Annotated in this window: 14 protein-coding genes; 1 reads left to right on the plus strand and 13 read right to left on the minus strand. The window is 65.8% G+C overall.

Annotation, left to right across the window (positions count from 1 at the left end; all coding sequences use genetic code 11):
* Window positions 1-165: 165 nt before the first annotated feature.
* The 3 genes from HQN59_RS25310 to HQN59_RS25320 all read right to left on the minus strand — a co-directional run bounded on the left by HQN59_RS25310 (window position 166) and on the right by HQN59_RS25320 (window position 5,971).
* Window positions 166-1,614, minus strand: coding sequence for a phospholipase D family protein (locus tag HQN59_RS25310; protein ID WP_176071924.1), 1,449 nt, complete (start codon window positions 1,612-1,614; stop codon window positions 166-168).
* Between the two features lie 422 nt (window positions 1,615-2,036).
* Entirely contained in the window at window positions 2,037-4,664 is a 2,628-nt protein-coding gene (locus HQN59_RS25315; protein WP_176071925.1) for a heavy metal translocating P-type ATPase, read from the minus strand.
* Window positions 4,665-4,696: 32 nt separating this feature from the next.
* On the minus strand, window positions 4,697-5,971 hold the full coding sequence (locus HQN59_RS25320) for a sodium:proton exchanger (RefSeq protein ID WP_246295175.1): 1,275 nt from the start codon (window positions 5,969-5,971) through the stop codon (window positions 4,697-4,699).
* A 196-nt stretch (window positions 5,972-6,167) separates the two neighbouring features.
* Between HQN59_RS25320 and HQN59_RS25325 the strand changes: the two genes are divergently transcribed.
* Entirely contained in the window at window positions 6,168-6,671 is a 504-nt protein-coding gene (locus tag HQN59_RS25325) for a DUF6328 family protein (protein ID WP_176071927.1), read from the plus strand.
* Between the two features lie 46 nt (window positions 6,672-6,717).
* On the opposite strand, the gene HQN59_RS25330 is transcribed toward HQN59_RS25325, so the two are convergent.
* From HQN59_RS25330 to HQN59_RS25375, 10 genes are all read right to left on the minus strand, one after another.
* The gene (locus tag HQN59_RS25330) at window positions 6,718-7,293 is read right to left on the minus strand and encodes a DUF4124 domain-containing protein (RefSeq protein ID WP_176071928.1); all 576 of its coding nucleotides are present in this window, start codon (window positions 7,291-7,293) and stop codon (window positions 6,718-6,720) included.
* Between the two features lie 7 nt (window positions 7,294-7,300).
* Window positions 7,301-8,998, minus strand: coding sequence for a phosphoethanolamine transferase (locus HQN59_RS25335; protein WP_176071929.1), 1,698 nt, complete (start codon window positions 8,996-8,998; stop codon window positions 7,301-7,303).
* A gap of 77 nt (window positions 8,999-9,075) precedes the next feature.
* Window positions 9,076-9,438 (minus strand): four-helix bundle copper-binding protein, encoded by a 363-nt coding sequence (locus HQN59_RS25340; protein ID WP_176071930.1) that lies wholly within the window; start codon window positions 9,436-9,438, stop codon window positions 9,076-9,078.
* A gap of 340 nt (window positions 9,439-9,778) precedes the next feature.
* Window positions 9,779-10,147, minus strand: coding sequence for a hypothetical protein (locus HQN59_RS25345; RefSeq protein ID WP_176071931.1), 369 nt, complete (start codon window positions 10,145-10,147; stop codon window positions 9,779-9,781).
* A 92-nt stretch (window positions 10,148-10,239) separates the two neighbouring features.
* Complete coding sequence (locus HQN59_RS25350; RefSeq protein ID WP_176071932.1) at window positions 10,240-10,584, minus strand: P-II family nitrogen regulator; 345 nt, start codon at window positions 10,582-10,584, stop codon at window positions 10,240-10,242.
* Complete coding sequence (locus HQN59_RS25355; RefSeq protein ID WP_176071933.1) at window positions 10,581-13,733, minus strand: efflux RND transporter permease subunit; 3,153 nt, start codon at window positions 13,731-13,733, stop codon at window positions 10,581-10,583. Before HQN59_RS25355 ends, HQN59_RS25350 begins: the two co-directional genes overlap by 4 nt.
* A 21-nt stretch (window positions 13,734-13,754) precedes the next feature.
* Window positions 13,755-14,975 carry an efflux RND transporter periplasmic adaptor subunit gene (locus HQN59_RS25360; RefSeq protein WP_176071934.1) on the minus strand — a complete coding sequence of 407 codons (1,221 nt, stop codon included), beginning with the start codon at window positions 14,973-14,975 and terminating at the stop codon, window positions 13,755-13,757.
* The gene (locus tag HQN59_RS25365; RefSeq protein WP_176071935.1) at window positions 14,972-16,237 is read right to left on the minus strand and encodes a TolC family protein; all 1,266 of its coding nucleotides are present in this window, start codon (window positions 16,235-16,237) and stop codon (window positions 14,972-14,974) included. Before HQN59_RS25365 ends, HQN59_RS25360 begins: the two co-directional genes overlap by 4 nt.
* Before the next feature lie 50 nt (window positions 16,238-16,287).
* Complete coding sequence (locus HQN59_RS25370) at window positions 16,288-16,683, minus strand: DUF2946 family protein (RefSeq protein WP_176071936.1); 396 nt, start codon at window positions 16,681-16,683, stop codon at window positions 16,288-16,290.
* A gap of 283 nt (window positions 16,684-16,966) precedes the next feature.
* The gene (locus tag HQN59_RS25375; RefSeq protein ID WP_176071937.1) at window positions 16,967-17,764 is read right to left on the minus strand and encodes a sterol desaturase family protein; all 798 of its coding nucleotides are present in this window, start codon (window positions 17,762-17,764) and stop codon (window positions 16,967-16,969) included.
* Window positions 17,765-17,908 lie beyond the last annotated feature (144 nt).

Consider the following 17,908-nt stretch of genomic DNA (forward strand, 5'->3'; position numbering starts at 1 on the left):
CGCCTCGAACAACGAGCGCGGCGCCGCGAATCCCCTGTCGCACCTCCGAAATTGCCTCGTTGGACTGCCATCGTCAGTTCGAGCGTCAAGGTGTCGCCGTGACTCACGTTGCGCAGACCTTCCTTAGTGCCCTCCGCCGTGACGAGATCACGCCCCGCCGCTACCCTACAGCAAGCTTTCCGGTGCAAGCACCGCAAGTATGCGAAGCCAAATCCGCAGCCATAGTGATGCTTCCGGTTCGCTGGTGTGCGGCAAGCCCTCAGTTGCGACCGGCTCTGCCCAGTTCAAACGATTGTCTTCCGTCAAATGCAGCCGATGCGCGCCTTCCAGGCTCGATATCCTTGCCAGTTGCGCGGCCTCCAAACCCAATTCAGGGCTTCGAATGACGATCGAACTCTCAGTATTGAAGTGGTTGGAACGAGGGTCGAAGTTCATGGATCCAACTACCACCGTCTCTTTATCAATTACCAGCGACTTCGTGTGCAGCCCGCCGGCGGATGAGCCGAAGATCCTGCGCTGATTCTCTCTTCCGATCCACTTCGGTGACAGTTCGTACAGGTCAGCGCCAGCCTGCAATAGAGCGACCCGATAGCGACCGTAGGCGCCATGGACCAGCGGCTGGTCCGTGGAAGCGAGCGAATTGGTAAGGATGCGTACAGTTACTCCGCGGCGCGTTAAGTCCTTCACGAACCCGACGCCCGCGAGGCCCGGGACGAGATACGGTGACGTCAGGATTATCTCGGACTTGGCGGCCCGCATTAGTGCAACGGCATTGAGCCGTACCGCACTCTGCCCGTACGACTGCCCCTCTTGCCGATCCCTGACGCGGATGCCCTTTTGAGGCGAATCAGCGAAGCTCTCCCCTGCACTCCAAAGCAGCCGAAGACGACCTTGCCTCAACTCGGGTTCTAGTGACGATCGGCCCAGCACGTCGGTTTCCTCAGGGAGTGCCCGCTCCGGGGCCACGGCAGCGCCAGCCAACATGTCAAAGCGCCGTCTAAGCGCCTCGGCTGACTGCGCTGGCTTAGCAGCCACCGAGCTCAACGGGTATGCTAATTCGCTGTTCCAGTAGGCGTCGAAGCTGCCGGACATGGAGGCAACGATAGGTCCGGCAGCGAGCACATCCAGATCGACGAAGTTGGCGCTCTGGCTTCGCGAAAAATATTCGTCCGCAATGTTGCGGCCTCCCGTGATGGCAATCACCCCATCAGCCAGGAAGAGTTTGTTGTGCATCCGGTGGTTCAACTGCTCAAAGTACAGCAGCGAAGTTGCGAAGCGGACCCCCAGTCCAGCATTGCGAAGCGCAAAGGGGTTGAACAGTCGAACCTCCACGTTGTCGTGAGCTGAAAACGACAACAAGAGTTCGTCACTGGGCGCGTACAGGTCGTCTATCAGCAATCGAACACGCACGCCGCGCGCGGCTGCGTCTCGGAGCAGGCGCAGGAGTTCGAGCCCGGTCTGGTCGCCCCGAAACATGAAGTACTGAAGGTCAAGCGAACGTTCCGCGCGACGTACCAGTTCAAGTCGCGCAGTGAGCGCAGCCGGGCCCGAAGGCAGCAGACGGAAACCGCTGAGCAATTTCTCGTGAGTTGGCTGGTCCGCGGCGACAGCCATGGCTAGCGCTGTGTCGTGCGCTGCCGGCAAGGCAAACGTCACGGCCGGGCGCACCAGCGGCGGCAAGCTCGCACAGCCGCATAGCACAACGACCAATGAAAGCAGGCACGCGGCTAGGCGAGAACGCGAAAACCCGTGACGGCTCGGCGCAAGCCTTATCGTGAGGGCCGCGTACAGATGCCCCTTGACGGCGGGCTGCGACGTTATTGAATTCTGGCCCATTCTCACAAGAAACGAGCGACGTCTTCTCGACCGAACAGCCGCTTCAGGATGCCTTCCTCATGCGAGCCGCGACTCCAAGCATGATGCTTGCCGCGCTGTTCATGATCGCCTTCACCGTGCGGCGGTCGGTACGGCTCCACCCGGTCAAGCAGGCTCCATCGTGCGAGACTGATGTTCGCGGTCTAGGTCAGGAGACTGCGTCAGGCGGCAGCCGAGCTTGGCACTGCCGCACCAATCGCGGCTCGCTCGCTTGCCTTGTAGGCCAATAGCCGCAGCGCGTTGACCACGACGATCAGCGTCGATCCTTCGTGAAACAGCACCGCGGCACCGATGTTCAGGCCGAAGATCGTGGCCGGGATCAGCACCGCGACCACGCCGAGGCTGACGTAGAGATTCTGCTTGATGATGCGGCTGGTGCTGCGCGACAGCCCGACAGCAAAGGGAAGCTGCGCCAAGTCGTCAGCCATAAGCGCTACGTCGGCGGTTTCCAATGCAACGTCAGAGCCAGCCGCACCCATTGCGATGCCGACAGTTGAATTGGCCATTGCCGGCGCGTCGTTGACGCCATCGCCGACCATCGCCACCTTGCCATGCTTGTCGCGCAGCACCTTGATGGCATCCACTTTCTGCTCGGGCATCAAGTCGCCGCGGGCCTCGGTCAGGCCGACGCTCTTGGCCACAGCTTCAGCCACCTGCTGGTTGTCGCCCGAGATCATGATCAGCCGTTCGATGCCGAGCTCGCGCAGTTCGGCCATCACTCGCGCGGCGACCGGACGCGGCGTGTCCATCACGGCGATAACACCCAGGAAACGCTGTCCATGTCGTACGACCATCGTCGTGCGGCCTGCTGCCACCAACTCGTCGTTGACCGCCGCCACCTCAACCGGCAAGGTCGAGCCCGGCAACTCTGAGAACAACACGGGTTTGCCGATGATCACCGTTTGTCCGCCGACCTGCGCCTGCACGCCCCTGCCGGTGATGCTCTTGACGTCTGAGACCTCAGGCAGCGCGACGCGGCCGCCCAACCGCTCAGTAGCACCAGCAACGACGGCCGAGGCCAGCGGATGGTCGCTATGCTGCTCGACCGCCTGGGACAGGGCCAGCAACTCGTCCTCGCTGACCCCAGGCATCGGCACTGCATCCGTCAGTCGAGGCTTGCCTTCGGTCAGCGTGCCGGTCTTGTCGAAGGCGATGGACGTGAGCGTGCCCAGATTCTCCAGCGGTCCGCCGCCCTTGACCAATACGCCGCCACGGCCGGCGCGGGCCACGCCGCTGAGCACTGCGCTGGGCACCGAAATCGCTAGCGCGCAGGGGCTGGCCGCCACCAGCACCGCCATGGCCCGGTAGAAGCTGGCCGAGAACGGCTCGTCGATCACGAGGCCGGCGAACATCAGCAGCACCACTAGCGCCAGCACGGCCGGCACGAAGATGCGCTCGAAGCGCTCGGTGAACTGCTGTGTCGGCGAGCGCTGCGCCTCGGCCTCCGTGACCATCTTGACCACGCGCGCCATTGTCGACTGCTCGGCACGGCGGGCGACCATCACCTCGATCGCTCCCGAGCCGTTGATCGTGCCTGCGAAGACCCGATGCTCGGCGCTGACACGGTCGAACGCAGCCAGCGCATCCTGTGGGTCGGCGACAGGACGCTTGTCGACGGGAACGCTCTCGCCCGTCACTGGCGCCTGGTTGACGCTGGTGTTGCCGACCACGACCACACCGTCGGCAGGAAGTCTTTCGTTGGGCCGCACGATCACCACGTCGGTCACCTGTAACGCGCTGACAGCCACCTCCTCGGTAGCGCCGCTCCGGCGCACGACGGCGGTCTCGGGCGCCAGCTTGGCCAACGCCTCGATCGCCTTGCGGGCACGGCCCATCGCGTAGTGCTCGAGCGAATGCCCGAGACTGAACAGGAAGAGCAGCAGCGCGCCTTCGGCCCACTTGCCGAGCGCGGCAGCGCCGACGGCCGCGACCAGCATCAGCGTGTCGATCTCGAAGCGCCTTGCGCGCAGGTTGTCGATTGCTTCCCGGACCGTGTAGTAGCCCCCGAAGAAATAGGCCGCAACGTACAGCGACATGGGCAGCCAGGCCGCCCCGGCGGCGGCGCGTTCGCACAGCCAGCCCACCACCAGCAGCGCACCGGCGGTGCCGGCGAAGACGAGTTCGCTTTTCTCACCGAAGGGTCCGCCGGCATGGTCGTGGCCGGCGTGGTCGCCTGCTTTCGCGTGGTCATGGCCGGCGTGGTCGCCTGCTTCCGCGTGACCATGGCGCTTCCGATCGTGGCCCCCGTCGGCGTGACCATGGCCCGCGTGGTCCGCGCCAGCCTCGCGCTGGTCATTGCCGGTGAGCTCGTGCGTGTTCGCTGCACCTGCCGGGCTCTCGGCAGCCGCGCGCAGGCCAAGCGCGCCGAGGCGTTCGAGCAGCGCCTGCGTCGACACCAGCTGGCGGTCGAATTCGATCCGAACCGCGCCGGAGGCAGCGACGTCGGCTTCCAGCACGCCAGGCATGCTGCGCAACGTGGTGGCGACACGGCGTGCCGCCCGGGCATGTAATGCCCCGTCGGCTCGCAACACCAGGTGCCCGAAGCGCTCGGTAACCTGCGCGCCGGCCGACTGGACCAGTTCGCGTACGCGGCCGATGCTGATCTGCGCCGGATCGTAGTGGATGCAAAGCTGCGGGGCGGCGTCGCCGCGCAGGACGTGCGCGTCGCTGATGCCGGGCCGTCCCGAGAGCCCGGTGATCAGCCGGCCGACGCAGCGGTCGTCGGCGTCGTCTACTTCGGGCAGCAGCAACGGAAGGTCGAGCCGTAGCCGGGTCGTCGGGTCGCTCATGGTCACTCTCTTTCGCGATCTTGCCAGTCGCATCAGGTTTCCCGCGCCGCCTCGGCAGCGCCGGACCCTGGCTTGGCTGCAGCGTCCAGCCTGCTCTTCGCCGCCTTGGCCCGCAGGCCCACCACAGCCCGCCACGCACCAGGCGCGCCGGGAACGAAGACGAGCGCCGCCAGTACGAGGTAGACCCAGGCCAGAATCGTGAGCGAGGCGATCGCCCGTGAAGGCTCAGTACGGAAGATGAACGCAATCACGAGCTGTACCGCGAACAGCAGTGCCAGCGCGAGCGCCGACAGCAGGCTGAAGCGCAGCCGCAGCAGCAAAGCGACGCCGAACAGCGACTGCGCCGCGGTCAGAAAGAACTCCTCGTGCTGGCGCGCGTCGAGCGGTAATGCCGTGAGGCCGCCGAACCCGACGCTCATTGCCAGCGGCAGCATGCCGACCAGCAGCGTCCACTGGTTGATCTTGTCGCTGATCATCGTCGTGAGCCCACCTTCGGCCCGGCCCGACAGCACGAACAGCACCGCGATCACGACGGCGGGCGATTCGCTGGCCAACGGCGCCAGCCACTGAATCAGCAGGAACTCATCGATGCCGAGCACGCGGCCCGAAGCCACGATCGACTCGGCGAAGGGCTCTGCCGACGCCAGAATCACCGCCGCGGCCACGAACGTGAGGCCAGCCATCCAGACCCACTGACGCGCAGGCGACAGTGACGACAGCGCTGCCGCAGGCCCCGGCTCGTCGTCCTGGGTGAGCGCCTCATCCGCCTTCGGCATGCGGCCGGTCATCCACAGATAGGCACCAAAAAGCAGTACCAGGACCGCGCTGTCGAACACGTCGATGCGGTTCTTCAGCACGATGACGAACGCGTACAGGCTGGCCACCAGCAGGAAGCCGATCTCGACCACGTTCACGCTGGCCATTTGGATGCTGCGCTGTCGCGTGCGCAGCCAGTGCAGGATGCCCATCAGCGGCCAGGCCAGGCCGACCAGCAATCGATTGGCGCCGGTCATGTTGGCGGCAGCGTAGTGAACGTAGTTGGAGTCCGGAGCCTTGCCGGCCTGGTAGGCGTAGTACATGTCGACGGCGTATTCCGGAAGCACCGTCACCAGCGCCACCAGTGCCAGGATCAGGCCCTGCGAGATGCGCTTCTCGGCCGCCTCGGCGCCCCAGGACAGCATGAAGCCCGCTGCCAGCACGGCAATGCCGAATACCACCGTGTCGATGACCGGCCCCGGCCGCCAGCCCATCAGGCGCAGCACCAGCGCAGGAATGATGGCGATCACCGCAACGGCCAGGAACGTCAAGAACCGCCTCATCTTCAAGCCTCTTCAAGTTGTTGTCGTTGGTTCGAGAGCGCGCGCCGGCAGAGCAAGTTCGCTGTGCGCCTGTTCAGCCGGAAAGGGCAAGCGGCGTTCCGTCGTCCCGCACGTGGCTCGCGCCAGCTTGAAGCGCGGTACAAAGGCGTGCAGCCAGCAGGCAGCGAGACTGGCAGGAGACGACATGGCGAGCGACGACCGAACTTTCCCGCACGGCAGCGCGTCGAGCAGCCCGGCACCGGCCAGCGACGACGATGGCGATCTCACCGACATGCTCGGCGAACTGCGCGTGCTGCTGCCGAGCGCGCAGCTGCTGTCGGCGTTCCTGATCACCATACCCGTCAACAGCGGCTTTGCAGCCATCGTGGCTACCGAGAAAGGCGTGTTCATCGCGACATTCGTGCTGGCGTTGGCCAGTCTGGTGATGTTGAGCGCACCGGCCGTGCAGCACCGGGTGATAAGGCCGTTGACCAATCGCGCCCACTTCACGCGGCTGGCAACGCGCCAGATCGTCCTCGGCTCGGTCGCGCTGGCGATGGCGACGGCGCTGGTACTGGTGACGCAACTGGTGCTTTCGGCGGTGTTCGGCCACCGGATGGGCAGCGTCGCGGCCGGGGGAATTGCCGGGTCTATCGTGGGGCTGTGGTGGGTGCTGCCAAAGTTGTACCGGGCCCGCGGCCGGCTGTGACGACGACTTGAACGAAGCGCGCTGGCCGGCCGGCAGGCGTCGGGCGTCACAACAGCGCGCTGCGTTCGCGCAGCAGGGCATCGAGGCGGCGCCGCGCTTGCAGCGCCGCCGCCTCGATGCCGCGCCGTCGCTGCCAATAGTTGGCCACGAGGCGGCGCCCCTGGCGGTCGCCTTCCTGTACAGCGCTGCCCCGTTCGCGATCGGCCTCGACCGCCTGCAGTTGCGCGTACTCGGCGACGATCTGCCGGTCCAGCTGGCGCAGCCGCAAGGCCCGCGCCTCGGCATCGCGCAGCAACTGCAGGCGCGTCATCGCCAGCGCGCGCAAGCCGGCTTCGGACTGCACTGGATCGGCCGGATGGTTCTCCACCGTGATCTTCTCGTTGCGACGCGCCTTCGGATCTGGTGCATCGCCATATACGACGCGGCCGTTCGGCAGTACCGACTTGTACAGCGTGCGCTCCGCTGGCATCACGAGGGTCGCCCAGCCGAGGCCGGCAACAGCCAGCGCGATGCGCAGCAGCCGCAGCGCCCGAGATAGCGTGGCCACCGGCGGCAGACGCAGGTCCGGCGCTCGGCGTGGGGCTGTCTTGCAGTTCCAGGTGCGGGTGGAGGACTCAGCCATCCGAGCCTCACCGGGACGCAGCCAGCGGCATGCCACGGCGTGCAGTGCGGGCGTGGTCGAGCAGGTCGAGTTCAGCCTTGTAGGCCGTGGTCCTGACTTCGTAGAGCCCCAACAGCGTGTGGAAGATGTTGTCGTGCGAAGAGGGCGTGCCTGCGGTTGCCTGCAAGGCCGTCCGCGATACTCGCAAGCGCGCCGCCGCACCATCCGAGAGCCAAACGAGCATCGGGATCTGCGTCTGCTCCCGCGGTGCCATCCATCTGGGCATGCCATGCAGGAACAGGCCGCTCTCGCCGAGCGACTCGCCGTGGTCCGACACGTAGATGAAGACGCTGTCCGTGCTGGCGGAACGCGCTGCCAACTCGTCGATCATCTGCGCCAGCACCTCGCTGGTGTACACGATCGTGTTGTCGTACGTGTTGCGCAGCGCCTGCATGTCGCAGCCCTGGATCTGGTTGGTGTCGCAGGTCGGTGTGTAGCGGCGGGCGGTGGCTGGCACGCGCTTGTAGTAGGCTGGCCCGTGGCTCCCTTTCATGTGCAGCACCAGCAGGCGTTCCGGGGTGTTGTCGGCCAGCGCTTGGCGCAAGCCATCGACCAGCACGGAGTCGAGACACTCCTCCGCACTGCACACGCCCGCGTCCGCGGCCGTGCTGAGGATGCGCGTCTCGACCGCGTCACACACGCCCTTGCAGCCCGAGTTGTTCTCGAGCCAGCGCACCGCGACGCCGGTGCGCGCCAGGACATCCAGCACGTTCTGACGGCCGAATGCGCCCGCGACGGTGAAGCGCGTCGCACCGAGGTCGGAGAAGAGGCAGGGCAGCGAACTGGCGGTGTCCGTGCCGCAGGCCGTGGTGTTCGCGAAATACACCACCTTCTTGCCTGCCAGCGCTGCATTGGTCGGGCGGTCGTAGCCACCGAGCGAGAAGCTCGCCGCGCGCGCCGTCTCGCCGACAACCAGGACCACCATCAGGGGCTTGCGCGCTCCTATGGCCGAGGCGGGCCGCGATGCATCCTCGGCGACCTTGGCCAGGGCACGCGGCGTTGCCTGGCGTTCCTTCCAGACTCCCGCTACGCCGTTGACGATGTTGGTCGGCGTCAGCACATGGCGCAGTTCCCGGTGGTTGCGCGCCAGGGATGCGTAGTCGGCGAAGAAGACACCCAGCGCGGCCGGCACCAGCAGCGCCGTCACAAGCGCATGGCGTGCCAGCCCGATCCCACTTTGGCGCCAGCCCGGCCGCTCGATGCGCACCCACCAGACCAGCGCCACCGGCGGCAGGCCACGCCACGACAAGTCCCGGAGGAGCCTCAGCGACAACAGATCCGCGGTCTCCTGCCAATCCGTCTGCAGGACGTTGCGGATTGCTCCGCGGTCGATGACGACACCGAACGCATCGATGAAGTAGGCCGCGAGCGCCGCCGACAGCAGCACCGCGGTGGCCAGCGGTCGAGCTGTCCAGCGCCAGAAGAGCAGGCGCAGCAAGAGGCCGAAGAACAGCCACCCTGCAATGGCCAGAGCCATGACGGCCGCCGCGCTGCGCAGCGGCCCCGACTGCAGCCCAGCCCAGGCGCCGCGCCAGAACACGGCGTTGTCAACCGCCAGCAGCCATAGCGAGACGCCGAGCGCGAAGGCGGTCTGCGAGACCAGCGGACCACGCCGGAACACACTCTTCGGCAAGGGGCTTGCCGGGCGGCTGCCGGCGGCAACCATGTGCCGCCGGGGTGCTTTGCAACGCATTGCGCGTAAGTCACGCTGACGCGATCGGTCGATTTTCGCGCGGCGCTAAGTCAGCTCGGGTGCCGTTCCGAGGCGTGCTTTTGACAGGCCGCCGCGCAGGCTTCGCACGCTTGCTGACAGCGCGCGCAATGCTCGTGCGTGTCGGCGTGCTTGCCGCACTCGGAAGCGCACGCCCGACAGAGATGCGCGCACAACGCGCAGAAGTCCCCATGATGCGGCGAGCGTCGCGCCAGCGCCTGAAGCGTGGCGGCACAGATGTCCGCGCAGTCCAGATTCAGCAACGCACACGCACCCATATCGTCGTGTCCGCCCTCGCGAATGTCGTGCGCAGCGCATTCCTGACAGGAGTGCAGTGCCTCTTCGCACGCCTCGATGCACTCCGTGAAGTCGCTTTCGGTTTCGGCAGTAGCCATGCTGTTTCTCCGTGTTGCCGGGCCTGTGAAGGGGCCCGGCGTGGATGGTAGATCTCTCCCGTCGCGAAACGCCAGCAACGCTGACAGCCCGCGAGATCGACGATAACCGGTTGCACCGAGTTCGGGGGCCTTTCGCGGGAACGGCCGTTCACTACTTCCAGCAGCCCCATCGCGATCTGCTTCAGCACCCGGAGCGCGCCGGTTTCGGGGCGAAGTGCGTGAAGGCCACCGTGTTGGCTTGTGCGATCAACCAAGCCCAGAGGCTCGACAGCCCCTTGCCCAAGGCTGCAAGCCGGTCCCGAGAACCCGCCCGGCCGACGACGGGTCAAGGCAACTTGGGCTATTTCAAAGTAAAGCGCGCCGCGACGGCCGGCTTGCCGTTCAGCGACACGTCGGCCAAGACCTTGGTTCCTGCCGGCACCTTGAAGGATCCCTTGGCTTCGAGCGTGTCCCCCACCAGCATCAGCGGCGCCTCGGCTTTTTCGTTGCCGTTGAAGACGGTGATCTTCCCGGTGCCACTGGTGAGCTTCATCGGCTTGCCGTGGTCGCTGAGGTGCAGGACCATGCGGTCGGGCTTCGCGACCAGCTCCATGTCACCGGCTTTGGTCTCCACGACGACCCCACCGTGCGCCGGCTTGTGGTCCTCGGCCGCGAGAGCGGGTGAGGCGATTGCCGCGGCGAGCAGCGTTGAGAGAAAAATACGGATCATGGTGATCTCCGGTTATGGACGACGGCCTCGTCGTCTGGTTGAGGGACAACGGCACCAGTGGTGCTTGCGCTATCAGCGTCCGCTGCCGCGCACTAGGCTCGACGGATCGGCACTGCAGTAGTGAGGTCGGAGACCGTGACCCAACCGGCGACGTCCTGGCCGGTGCGGCCGGCGGCCACAAGGTCACGGACGATGTCGTCGACCTCGCCGTCTTCGCAAATGAGCTCGATCTTGTACTCGTTGATCATCTCGTCACCGAGGTCCATCGAGTAATGCATCTCGCCGCTGTCGCTCGCGAGCAGAGAGCCCCGGACCACGTAGACCGCCAGATTGTGGCGATGTCCCCTGCGATCGGCGCCCCAGGCGGCGCAATCCTTGATGGCGGATATCACGTCGGCTACCCGGCTGGCGTGAACGTAGGCTTTGATTTCCTTCATGAAGTCTCCTTCACGGGTTGGAGGTACGGGCCGGCTGAATCGCCTGGCTCCTCCGACGCTTGCCCCTTCTTCTCGGCTCGTGTTTCCGACCACTCGTAGATGAGGGGCAGCAGGAGGAGCGTCAGCAGGGTGGATGTGATGAGGCCGCCGACCACGACGGTCGCGAGCGGCCGCTGTGTCTCGGCGCCCACTCCGCTCGAGATCAACATGGGGATCAAACCGAGGATCGCGACGGACGCCGTCATCAACACCGGCCTGAGCCGCAAAGCTGCGCCTTGGCGCACCGAATCCCGAATCGATAGCCCGTGTTTGCGCTGATCATTGAGGAAAGTGACCAGCACGATGCCGTTCAGCATAGCGACACCGAACACGGCAATGAAGCCGATCGCCGACGGCACCGAGAGGTACTGGCCCGTAAAGAACAGACCAAGGATCCCGCCGATGATTGCGAACGGTACGTTGGCGATGATCAGCGTTGCGTGCCGCACCGAGTTGAAGGCCGTGTACAGAAGGATGAAGATAAGGCCGATCGTCAACGGAACGATGATCGCAAGTCGCTCCATTGCCCTCTGCTGGTTCTCGAAGGCGCCGCCCCACTCGACCCAGTATCCGGCCGGCAGCTTGACGGCCTTCGCAATGGCGGCGTTGGCGTCTTGAACGAAGCTATTGACGTCGCGCCCTTGCACGTCCATTTGGAGCACCGCGTAGCGCTGCAGCGCCTCTCGACGCACGAAGGTATAACCCTCGGCGAGTTCGATGCTTGCGACTTGCGAGAACGGCACCAATGCCCCCTCCGGGGTGCGGATGGGGATCGAGGCCACCGCCGCCGGGCTGTTGCGGAACTCTTCGGCCAAGCGCACGGCGATGTCAAAGCGTCGCGTGCCCTCAATCAGAGTCGAGACTGTTTCGCCGCCGATGCCTGCTTGCACGACCGAGAGGATGTCGTCCGCATTCAGGCCGTAGCGGGCCGCAGCCGCCCGGTCGACCTTGATGACCAGTTGCGGCTTGCCCTTGTTGGCCTCGGAGGAAAGGTCAGCCACACCGGCAACCCCTCCGATCACACTTTTCAGCTGCGCAGACAGTTCTTCCAACCGATCCAGATCGGGCCCGTAGACCTTGAGCGCCAGCGTGGCACGCACGCCGGAGATCAACTCCTCGACTCGACTCTGGATCGGCTGCGTCGCCGTGAACAGCGCGGTGGGCACCTCCGTTTCGAGCATCTCCTGCATGTCCTTGGCCAGTGCGGCATAGGACATCTTGGTGGGCCACTCGCCAGGTGTCTTCAGGTCGAGCAGCAACTCCATGTAGCTGACGTCGGTGGTCTCCCCTTTCTCGGCACGCCCGATCATCGCAAGGACCGAGTTCACCTGGGGGTATTTCGCGCGCAGCTTGGCGTCCATCACGTTGGCGATCCGCACCGATTCCTCGAGTGAAGTCGAGGGGATCGCAGACACTCGGAACATGACGGTTCCTTCAGTGAGCTGCGGCATGAATTCCTTGCCCAGGAACGGGAACAAGGCCAACGAACCCAGAAGCAGCACGACGGCTGAGGAAATCACGAGCTTCTTGCGACCGAGCGCCCAGTCGAGGATCGGCAGGTACAGCGCCTTGGCACGGCGGACGAGCCAGGTGTCCCTTTCCTCCTTGGGCTTCAGGATCAGTGCGGCGAGCACCGGGACCAGAGTCATCGACAGGAGCAGCGATCCCAGCATCGCGAACGTGATCGTCAGCGCCATGGGCTTGAACATCTTGCCCTCGAGGCCCGTCAGCGAGAACAGGGGCAGGAAGACGACGATGATGATCAGAATGGCGAAGGCAACCGGATTGACCACCTCCTTGGCCGCATGTAGCACGACGGCTGTCTTGTGGACCGGCTGGCCGGATTCCCTGGCGTGCGAGAGCATCCGAAAGGCGTTCTCCACCATGACAACGGCGCCGTCGACCATCATCCCGATTCCGATCGCCAGGCCCGCGAGCGACATCAGGTTCGCGGACATGCCGAACCGCTGCATGCAGATGAAGGCGAACAGCATGGCCAGTGGCAAGGTGACGATGACCACGATCGCGGAACGCAATTCGCCGAGGAACAGGAAGAGAATGATGGCAACGAGAATTGAGCCTTCTATCAAGGCATTCGTCGATGTCGAGAGCGCCTTCTCGACAATTTCGGTCCGGTCGTAAACGGGTGTCAGCTTGACGTTCGGTGGCAGGGCCGCCTGTGCGGTCGCGAGCTTTGCCTGGACGCCTTTGACCACGGCGGCCGCGTTTTCGTTGATGCGCGCCAGCGACATACCGAGCACGGTTTCCTCGCCGTTGCGGGTGACGGCGCCGAAACGGACCGCCGGCGCCTCCTTCACCGTCGCCACGTCCCGCACGTAGATCGGCGTGCCGCTGCGCTCGGCGAGGACGATGCCGCCGATGTCGGCGCCGCTGTTGACCAGGCCCAGACCACGAACCAGGTACTGCTCGACTCCGATGTTCAGGTACTGGCCGCCGACCTGCTTGTTGTTCGCCGCGAGCCGCTCCATCACGTCCTTGAAGGAGATTCCGTACTTGACGAGCCGCTGAGGGTCGATCTGCACCTGAAACTGCTTCTCGTAGCCGCCCCAGCTTGTCACGTCGTCGACCCCGGGAGCGGTGCGCAAGATGAGCCGCACTGTCCAGTCGTGCAGCGTCCGCAATTCCATCGCGGACAGCTTCTTGTCGGCGTCCTCGATCGTGTACCAGAAGACTTGGCCGAGACCGGAGCTGTTAGGTCCGAGCTCGGGCTCGCCGTAGCCAGCGGGCAGCCGGCCCTTCACCTCCTGCAGCTTCTCCCCGACGAGGCGGCGCGCAAAGTAGATATCCACACTGTCTTCGAAGTAGACCGCCACATAAGACAGCCCGAACAGCGATACAGAGCGGACGACCTGCACGTTGGCAAGGCCCGCCATCGCGCCTTCGATCGGTACGGTCAGGAGCCGCTCGATGTCCTCGGCCGCCACGCCAGGCGACTCGGTGTAGATGTTGACTTGCGCTGGGGTGACGTCTGGAAAGGCGTCGACCGGAACCTGCCGGAAGGCGAGCACGCCAAGGCCGACCAGTATGGCAAGCCCCACCAGAACTAGCACCTTGTACCGCAGGCTTGCGTCGACAATCGCGTTCAGCATGGAAATTCACACCTCTTCGGTTCAGTGGCCATGGCCGATCTGGGACTTCTGTTGCCGGGCCTTGAGCGAGTAGGCGCCCGCCGTCACCACCTGCTCCCCAGGCTTGACGCCCGCGGCAATGACTGTGCGCCCTGGCAGACGCTCGCCGGGCTGAACGGGGCGCGCCACATACGCACCTTGCTCGTATACGAAGATCGTCGGCTGGCTGTTCATGAGCACGATGGCCGCGTCGGGCACGGCAAGCAGGTCGCGCTTGTCGCCGACGACCTCGATCGTCGCGCTGGCGAACATGTCGGGCTTGAGACGGCCGTCCGGGTTAGGAACTTCGATCCGAGCCGCGACAGTGCGTGTCTCCTTGTCCAGGCCAGCGCCGATGTAGCCGACACGGCCGTCAAACGTCTGGCCCGGATAGGCGGGCACCGTCACCTTGGCTCGCGCGCCGACCGTCACCTTGGCCACGGCGGCCTCAGGCAGTGCCGCCTGGATCCAGACGCGGCTCAGGTCCGCAACGACAAACATCGCCGTGTCGGGCCCCGCAAGGGTCCCGAGGACCGCCTTGCTCGCGATCACGGTACCCGCGAAGGGCGCCGTGACCGTGAAGCCCGAGGGGCGAGCCCCTGCAGCGCTGGGCGAACCGCCGAGGACGCGCAGGCGATCGCTCGCGGCGCGTACGGCGGCAGCCGCTTTGTCTCGCTCGGCCTGGGCCCGCAGCAGTTCCTTCCTCGGGATGATCTCGTCGGCGGCGAGCGGCTCAATGCGCTTGAGCTCAGCCTCGGCAATGCGGAGTTCGGCCTGTGCCTGCTGCAACAACGCACTCGACTCCCCGACCTCGACGCTATCCAGCGTCGCCAGTACCTGCCCCGCGCGAACTCGGTCGCCGAGCTTGGCCGGCGCTGAGGTGATGCGGCCCGCGATCCGCGGCGCGACGTGCGCCAGGCGATCCTGGTCGGGCGCGATGGTCGCCGTCACGTTGAGCGACTCCCCAAGCGCGGCGACCTTGACCTCCTCGACCTTTATGCCGGCGCGCTCCGCTTCCTCGCTGCTCAGCGTCAGCTCAGCGCCGCTTTCGGCGTGCTCGTCCTTCTTCGCTTCCCCTTCTGCATGCTTCTCGCTGCCGGCGGCACTGCCGGCCTTGCCGGCTTCGGCACCGCCCTTGCCGGAGTCATTGCCGCAAGCACCCAGCGCAGCGGCGAGCCCGAGGATGAGCAGGCTGCTGCTCAGGGTTTTCTTCGTCAGCATCATGGTGCAAGTCCCTGAATTGGCCGTCCGGCCGCGTTTTCGAGTTCGATGCGCGTGGCGGCAGCCTCGCTCAGTGCTTCGTTCAGCTCGCGCTCGGCGTCGAGGGCCTGGCGGTTGACGACGACCTGGTCAAGCAGGCCGATCTGGCCGGCCTGTCGTGACCGTGCCGCGAGCTGCTGGTTGCTCGCCGACGCCGGCAAGAGCGAGCGCTGAAGCCGCAGCACGCGCTCGCGCTGGCTCTGCAGGCGCAGCCACAGGCGACGCACGTTGGCCTCCGCAGCTCGGATCCCGGTCTGGCGTTCGAGCTCGGCCTGGGCCACGTCGGTGAGCGCCTGTCCGATAGCCGCCTCGTTGCGATTCCACAGAGGCAGCGGCACGGAGACCGAAAGGGTGGTCAGGCGCTCGCGGCCGTCGCGGAAGCCCTCGCGGCCCGTCGAAACGCCGATCGTGACTCCCGGGATTTGATTGGCCCGCTCCACCCCGAGTCGGGCACGCGCCGCGGCTTCACGGGCGGCGAGTGCCCGCAGGCGCGGCAGGTCGGTAACAGCCTGCAGAAGTCCCGAGAGGTCGAGCGCGCCGATGTCCATTTCGGCGACGGCGCTCTCCAGCGACTCCGGGACGATCTCCGGCAGTTGCGCCGGGCTCGTCTGCAGCAACGTTGCCAAGTCGCTGCGGGCGTCGAGCAGCTGCTCGCCGGCGGCCGCGAGCGCGTTTCGCGAGCGCTCCGCCTCAACGACAGCGACGTTGGCGTCGAGACGGGTGTCTTCGCCGGCGGCGCGGCGGCGTTCAACCGCTTGGGAAACGCTGTCGAACAACTCCGTGGAGCGACGCTCGAGAAGCACCCGTCGTTCAGCGGCGACGATCGCGTGGAAGCGCGTGGCGGCATCGGCACGCGCCTGCCGACGCGCATCCTGGATTTCGGCGCGCAGCGCCTCCACTGCAGCGCCGGCCGCTTCGCGCCGGCGTGCCTGTTGGCCACCCAGCTCCAGAGGCTGAGCGAGCCCCACCGCGTACTCGGTCGCGCTGCCATTCACGCCGGCGGCGCGGCGACGAGCGCCTTCGACCGTGAGCTCGGGGTTTCCGAACAGCGGCCGAGCCGCCTGGCGCTGCAAACCCTCGACGGCAGCGAGCTGAGTCTGGCGCGCCAGCACGTTGGGGCTGGCGGTCTCCGCACGGCGCATGGCCTCGAGCAGCGTCAGCGGCTGCGCCTGGATTGCGCTCGACACCCACAACGTGGCCAGCGCGGCCAGCGTCTTGAATCCCATGAAATCTCCTTCGTTGACGGACAAGCGAAACCCGGCAATCGACAAGGAGATCAGCGGATACGCGCCTCCTCAAGACCGACCGAGCAGACGAGCGGCCGCCAATTCGGACGCTCTAACCCATCGGGGGCGCGGGTGACGTAGCGCGCGAGCACGCTTGAGACCACCGGCTCCCGGGAGCGCTCAAGCGAGAGAACGGCCGGGTTAGCGATCGCCTGGGCGCAGTGCAGATGGCAGTAGCCACAGTCGCCGTCGACATCGTCGAGGCCGCCGCCGGCTCGTTGATCGGACGAGACGTCCGTATTGCCCGACGCGATGTGCCGGTGCTCGTGATGTCCGACGTGTTTGGCAGCGACGCCGGTCTCGTGCCTGCAATAGGAGGCTGCGCTCGCCCAGGCCGACTGCAGGGGCAGCAGCACGAGCAAGAAGACGAGGACCCAGATGCGCATCGCCGCGCAGTGTAGCTGCGAAATTCACTCTGCACGCTTGACGGGCTTTGTCAGAGCGCGCGCGTTGTCGCGGCGGGCTCAACCGCCGGCCGCCGTGCTAGCTGATGACCGAAGCCCGAGTGATGGCGAAGTCCGGCGCACTCTGAGGCGATGACGTTTCCGGACGTCTCGCGTGGGAACTGTGAAGCGTTCGGGCCTCACAAGCGCAGCCAGGCAACCCACGCGCTGAGCACCCATCATCTGGTAGCTCGTGCAGCTGAAGCGAGGCGTTTACGGCGCGCGCTCAGGCTCTGTCCGCGCCGAACGGAAACGTCAGCTGCCGGGCATAAGAAGTTGGGAAAGCGCGGTCCCGCAGGCCGACTTCGCTGGCACCAACCCTCCGCGGCTCGGCATAAAACGTGCCGAATAGCCGGTCCCACAGCAGCAGGAACTCGCCGAAGTTCACCTGCGCGTCCTCGAACTCGCGCTTGTGGTGCCAGCGATGCAATTCGGCTCCACCGATCCAGCCCCGCAGCGGGCCCAACGTGTAGTCAAAGTTCGCATGTTGGAAGGCCAGATGCACGGTAAGGATGCCGAGCCAGGCGGCGAGCACTGCGGGCGCAACACCGCTTGCCAGCAGCACTGTCAGCCCGGGCGCGGCCATCATCACCGCATGCAGCGGGTGTCGGCGTTCGCCGTTGAGCCAGTACAGCCGCTCCGCACTGTGATGCACTGCGTGATATCGCCAGAGCCAACGCGAGCGATGGCTCGCAAGGTGAACGCCGTAGAGACTCAGGTCGAGCACCAGGGCCACGATCGCGAGCTGCACCAAGAGCGGGGCTTCACTCGGGAACACCCTCCACGCGGGCGGCAGCAGCGCATCGAGCGCCGGAGCCGCCACCGCGGCGGTCAGCTGGAGCATGCTGAGGTTGACGAGCGAGTGCCACAGATCAGTGACCGTGTCACCGTGGTCGTGCAACCAATCGCGGTGAAAGGGCTGCACTCGTTCGAGCAACGCGACGCAGAGAAGCCCTACGGCGACCACGATCGAACTCAACGGCCAGTAGTCCGCACCGGTTCGTAGAAGCCAAATCTGCGCCATCGCACAGCCGCCAAATACTAGGGAAGGTCTGCGCAACGTGAGTCACGGCGACACCTTGACGCTCGAACTGACGATGGCAGTCCAACGAGGCAATTTCGGAGGTGCGACAGGGGATTCGCGGCGCCGCGCTCGTTGTTCGAGGCG

Origin of the sequence: Rhizobacter koreensis, from assembly GCF_013366375.1 — a bacterium.
GTDB classification, from domain to species: Bacteria; Pseudomonadota; Gammaproteobacteria; order Burkholderiales; family Burkholderiaceae_C; genus Schlegelella_A; species Schlegelella_A koreensis.

Coding starts and splice junctions, on each gene's coding strand:
- HQN59_RS25310 (WP_176071924.1), bottom strand. CDS start 1,614: ATGGCTGTCGCCGCGGACCAGCCAACTCACGAGAAATTGCTCAGCGGT.
- HQN59_RS25315 (WP_176071925.1), bottom strand. CDS start 4,664: ATGAGCGACCCGACGACCCGGCTACGGCTCGACCTTCCGTTGCTGCTG.
- HQN59_RS25325 (WP_176071927.1), top strand. CDS start 6,168: ATGGCGAGCGACGACCGAACTTTCCCGCACGGCAGCGCGTCGAGCAGC.
- HQN59_RS25330 (WP_176071928.1), bottom strand. CDS start 7,293: ATGGCTGAGTCCTCCACCCGCACCTGGAACTGCAAGACAGCCCCACGC.
- HQN59_RS25335 (WP_176071929.1), bottom strand. CDS start 8,998: ATGGTTGCCGCCGGCAGCCGCCCGGCAAGCCCCTTGCCGAAGAGTGTG.
- HQN59_RS25340 (WP_176071930.1), bottom strand. CDS start 9,438: ATGGCTACTGCCGAAACCGAAAGCGACTTCACGGAGTGCATCGAGGCG.
- HQN59_RS25345 (WP_176071931.1), bottom strand. CDS start 10,147: ATGATCCGTATTTTTCTCTCAACGCTGCTCGCCGCGGCAATCGCCTCA.
- HQN59_RS25350 (WP_176071932.1), bottom strand. CDS start 10,584: ATGAAGGAAATCAAAGCCTACGTTCACGCCAGCCGGGTAGCCGACGTG.
- HQN59_RS25355 (WP_176071933.1), bottom strand. CDS start 13,733: ATGCTGAACGCGATTGTCGACGCAAGCCTGCGGTACAAGGTGCTAGTT.
- HQN59_RS25360 (WP_176071934.1), bottom strand. CDS start 14,975: ATGATGCTGACGAAGAAAACCCTGAGCAGCAGCCTGCTCATCCTCGGG.
- HQN59_RS25365 (WP_176071935.1), bottom strand. CDS start 16,237: ATGGGATTCAAGACGCTGGCCGCGCTGGCCACGTTGTGGGTGTCGAGC.
- HQN59_RS25370 (WP_176071936.1), bottom strand. CDS start 16,683: ATGCGCATCTGGGTCCTCGTCTTCTTGCTCGTGCTGCTGCCCCTGCAG.
- HQN59_RS25375 (WP_176071937.1), bottom strand. CDS start 17,764: ATGGCGCAGATTTGGCTTCTACGAACCGGTGCGGACTACTGGCCGTTG.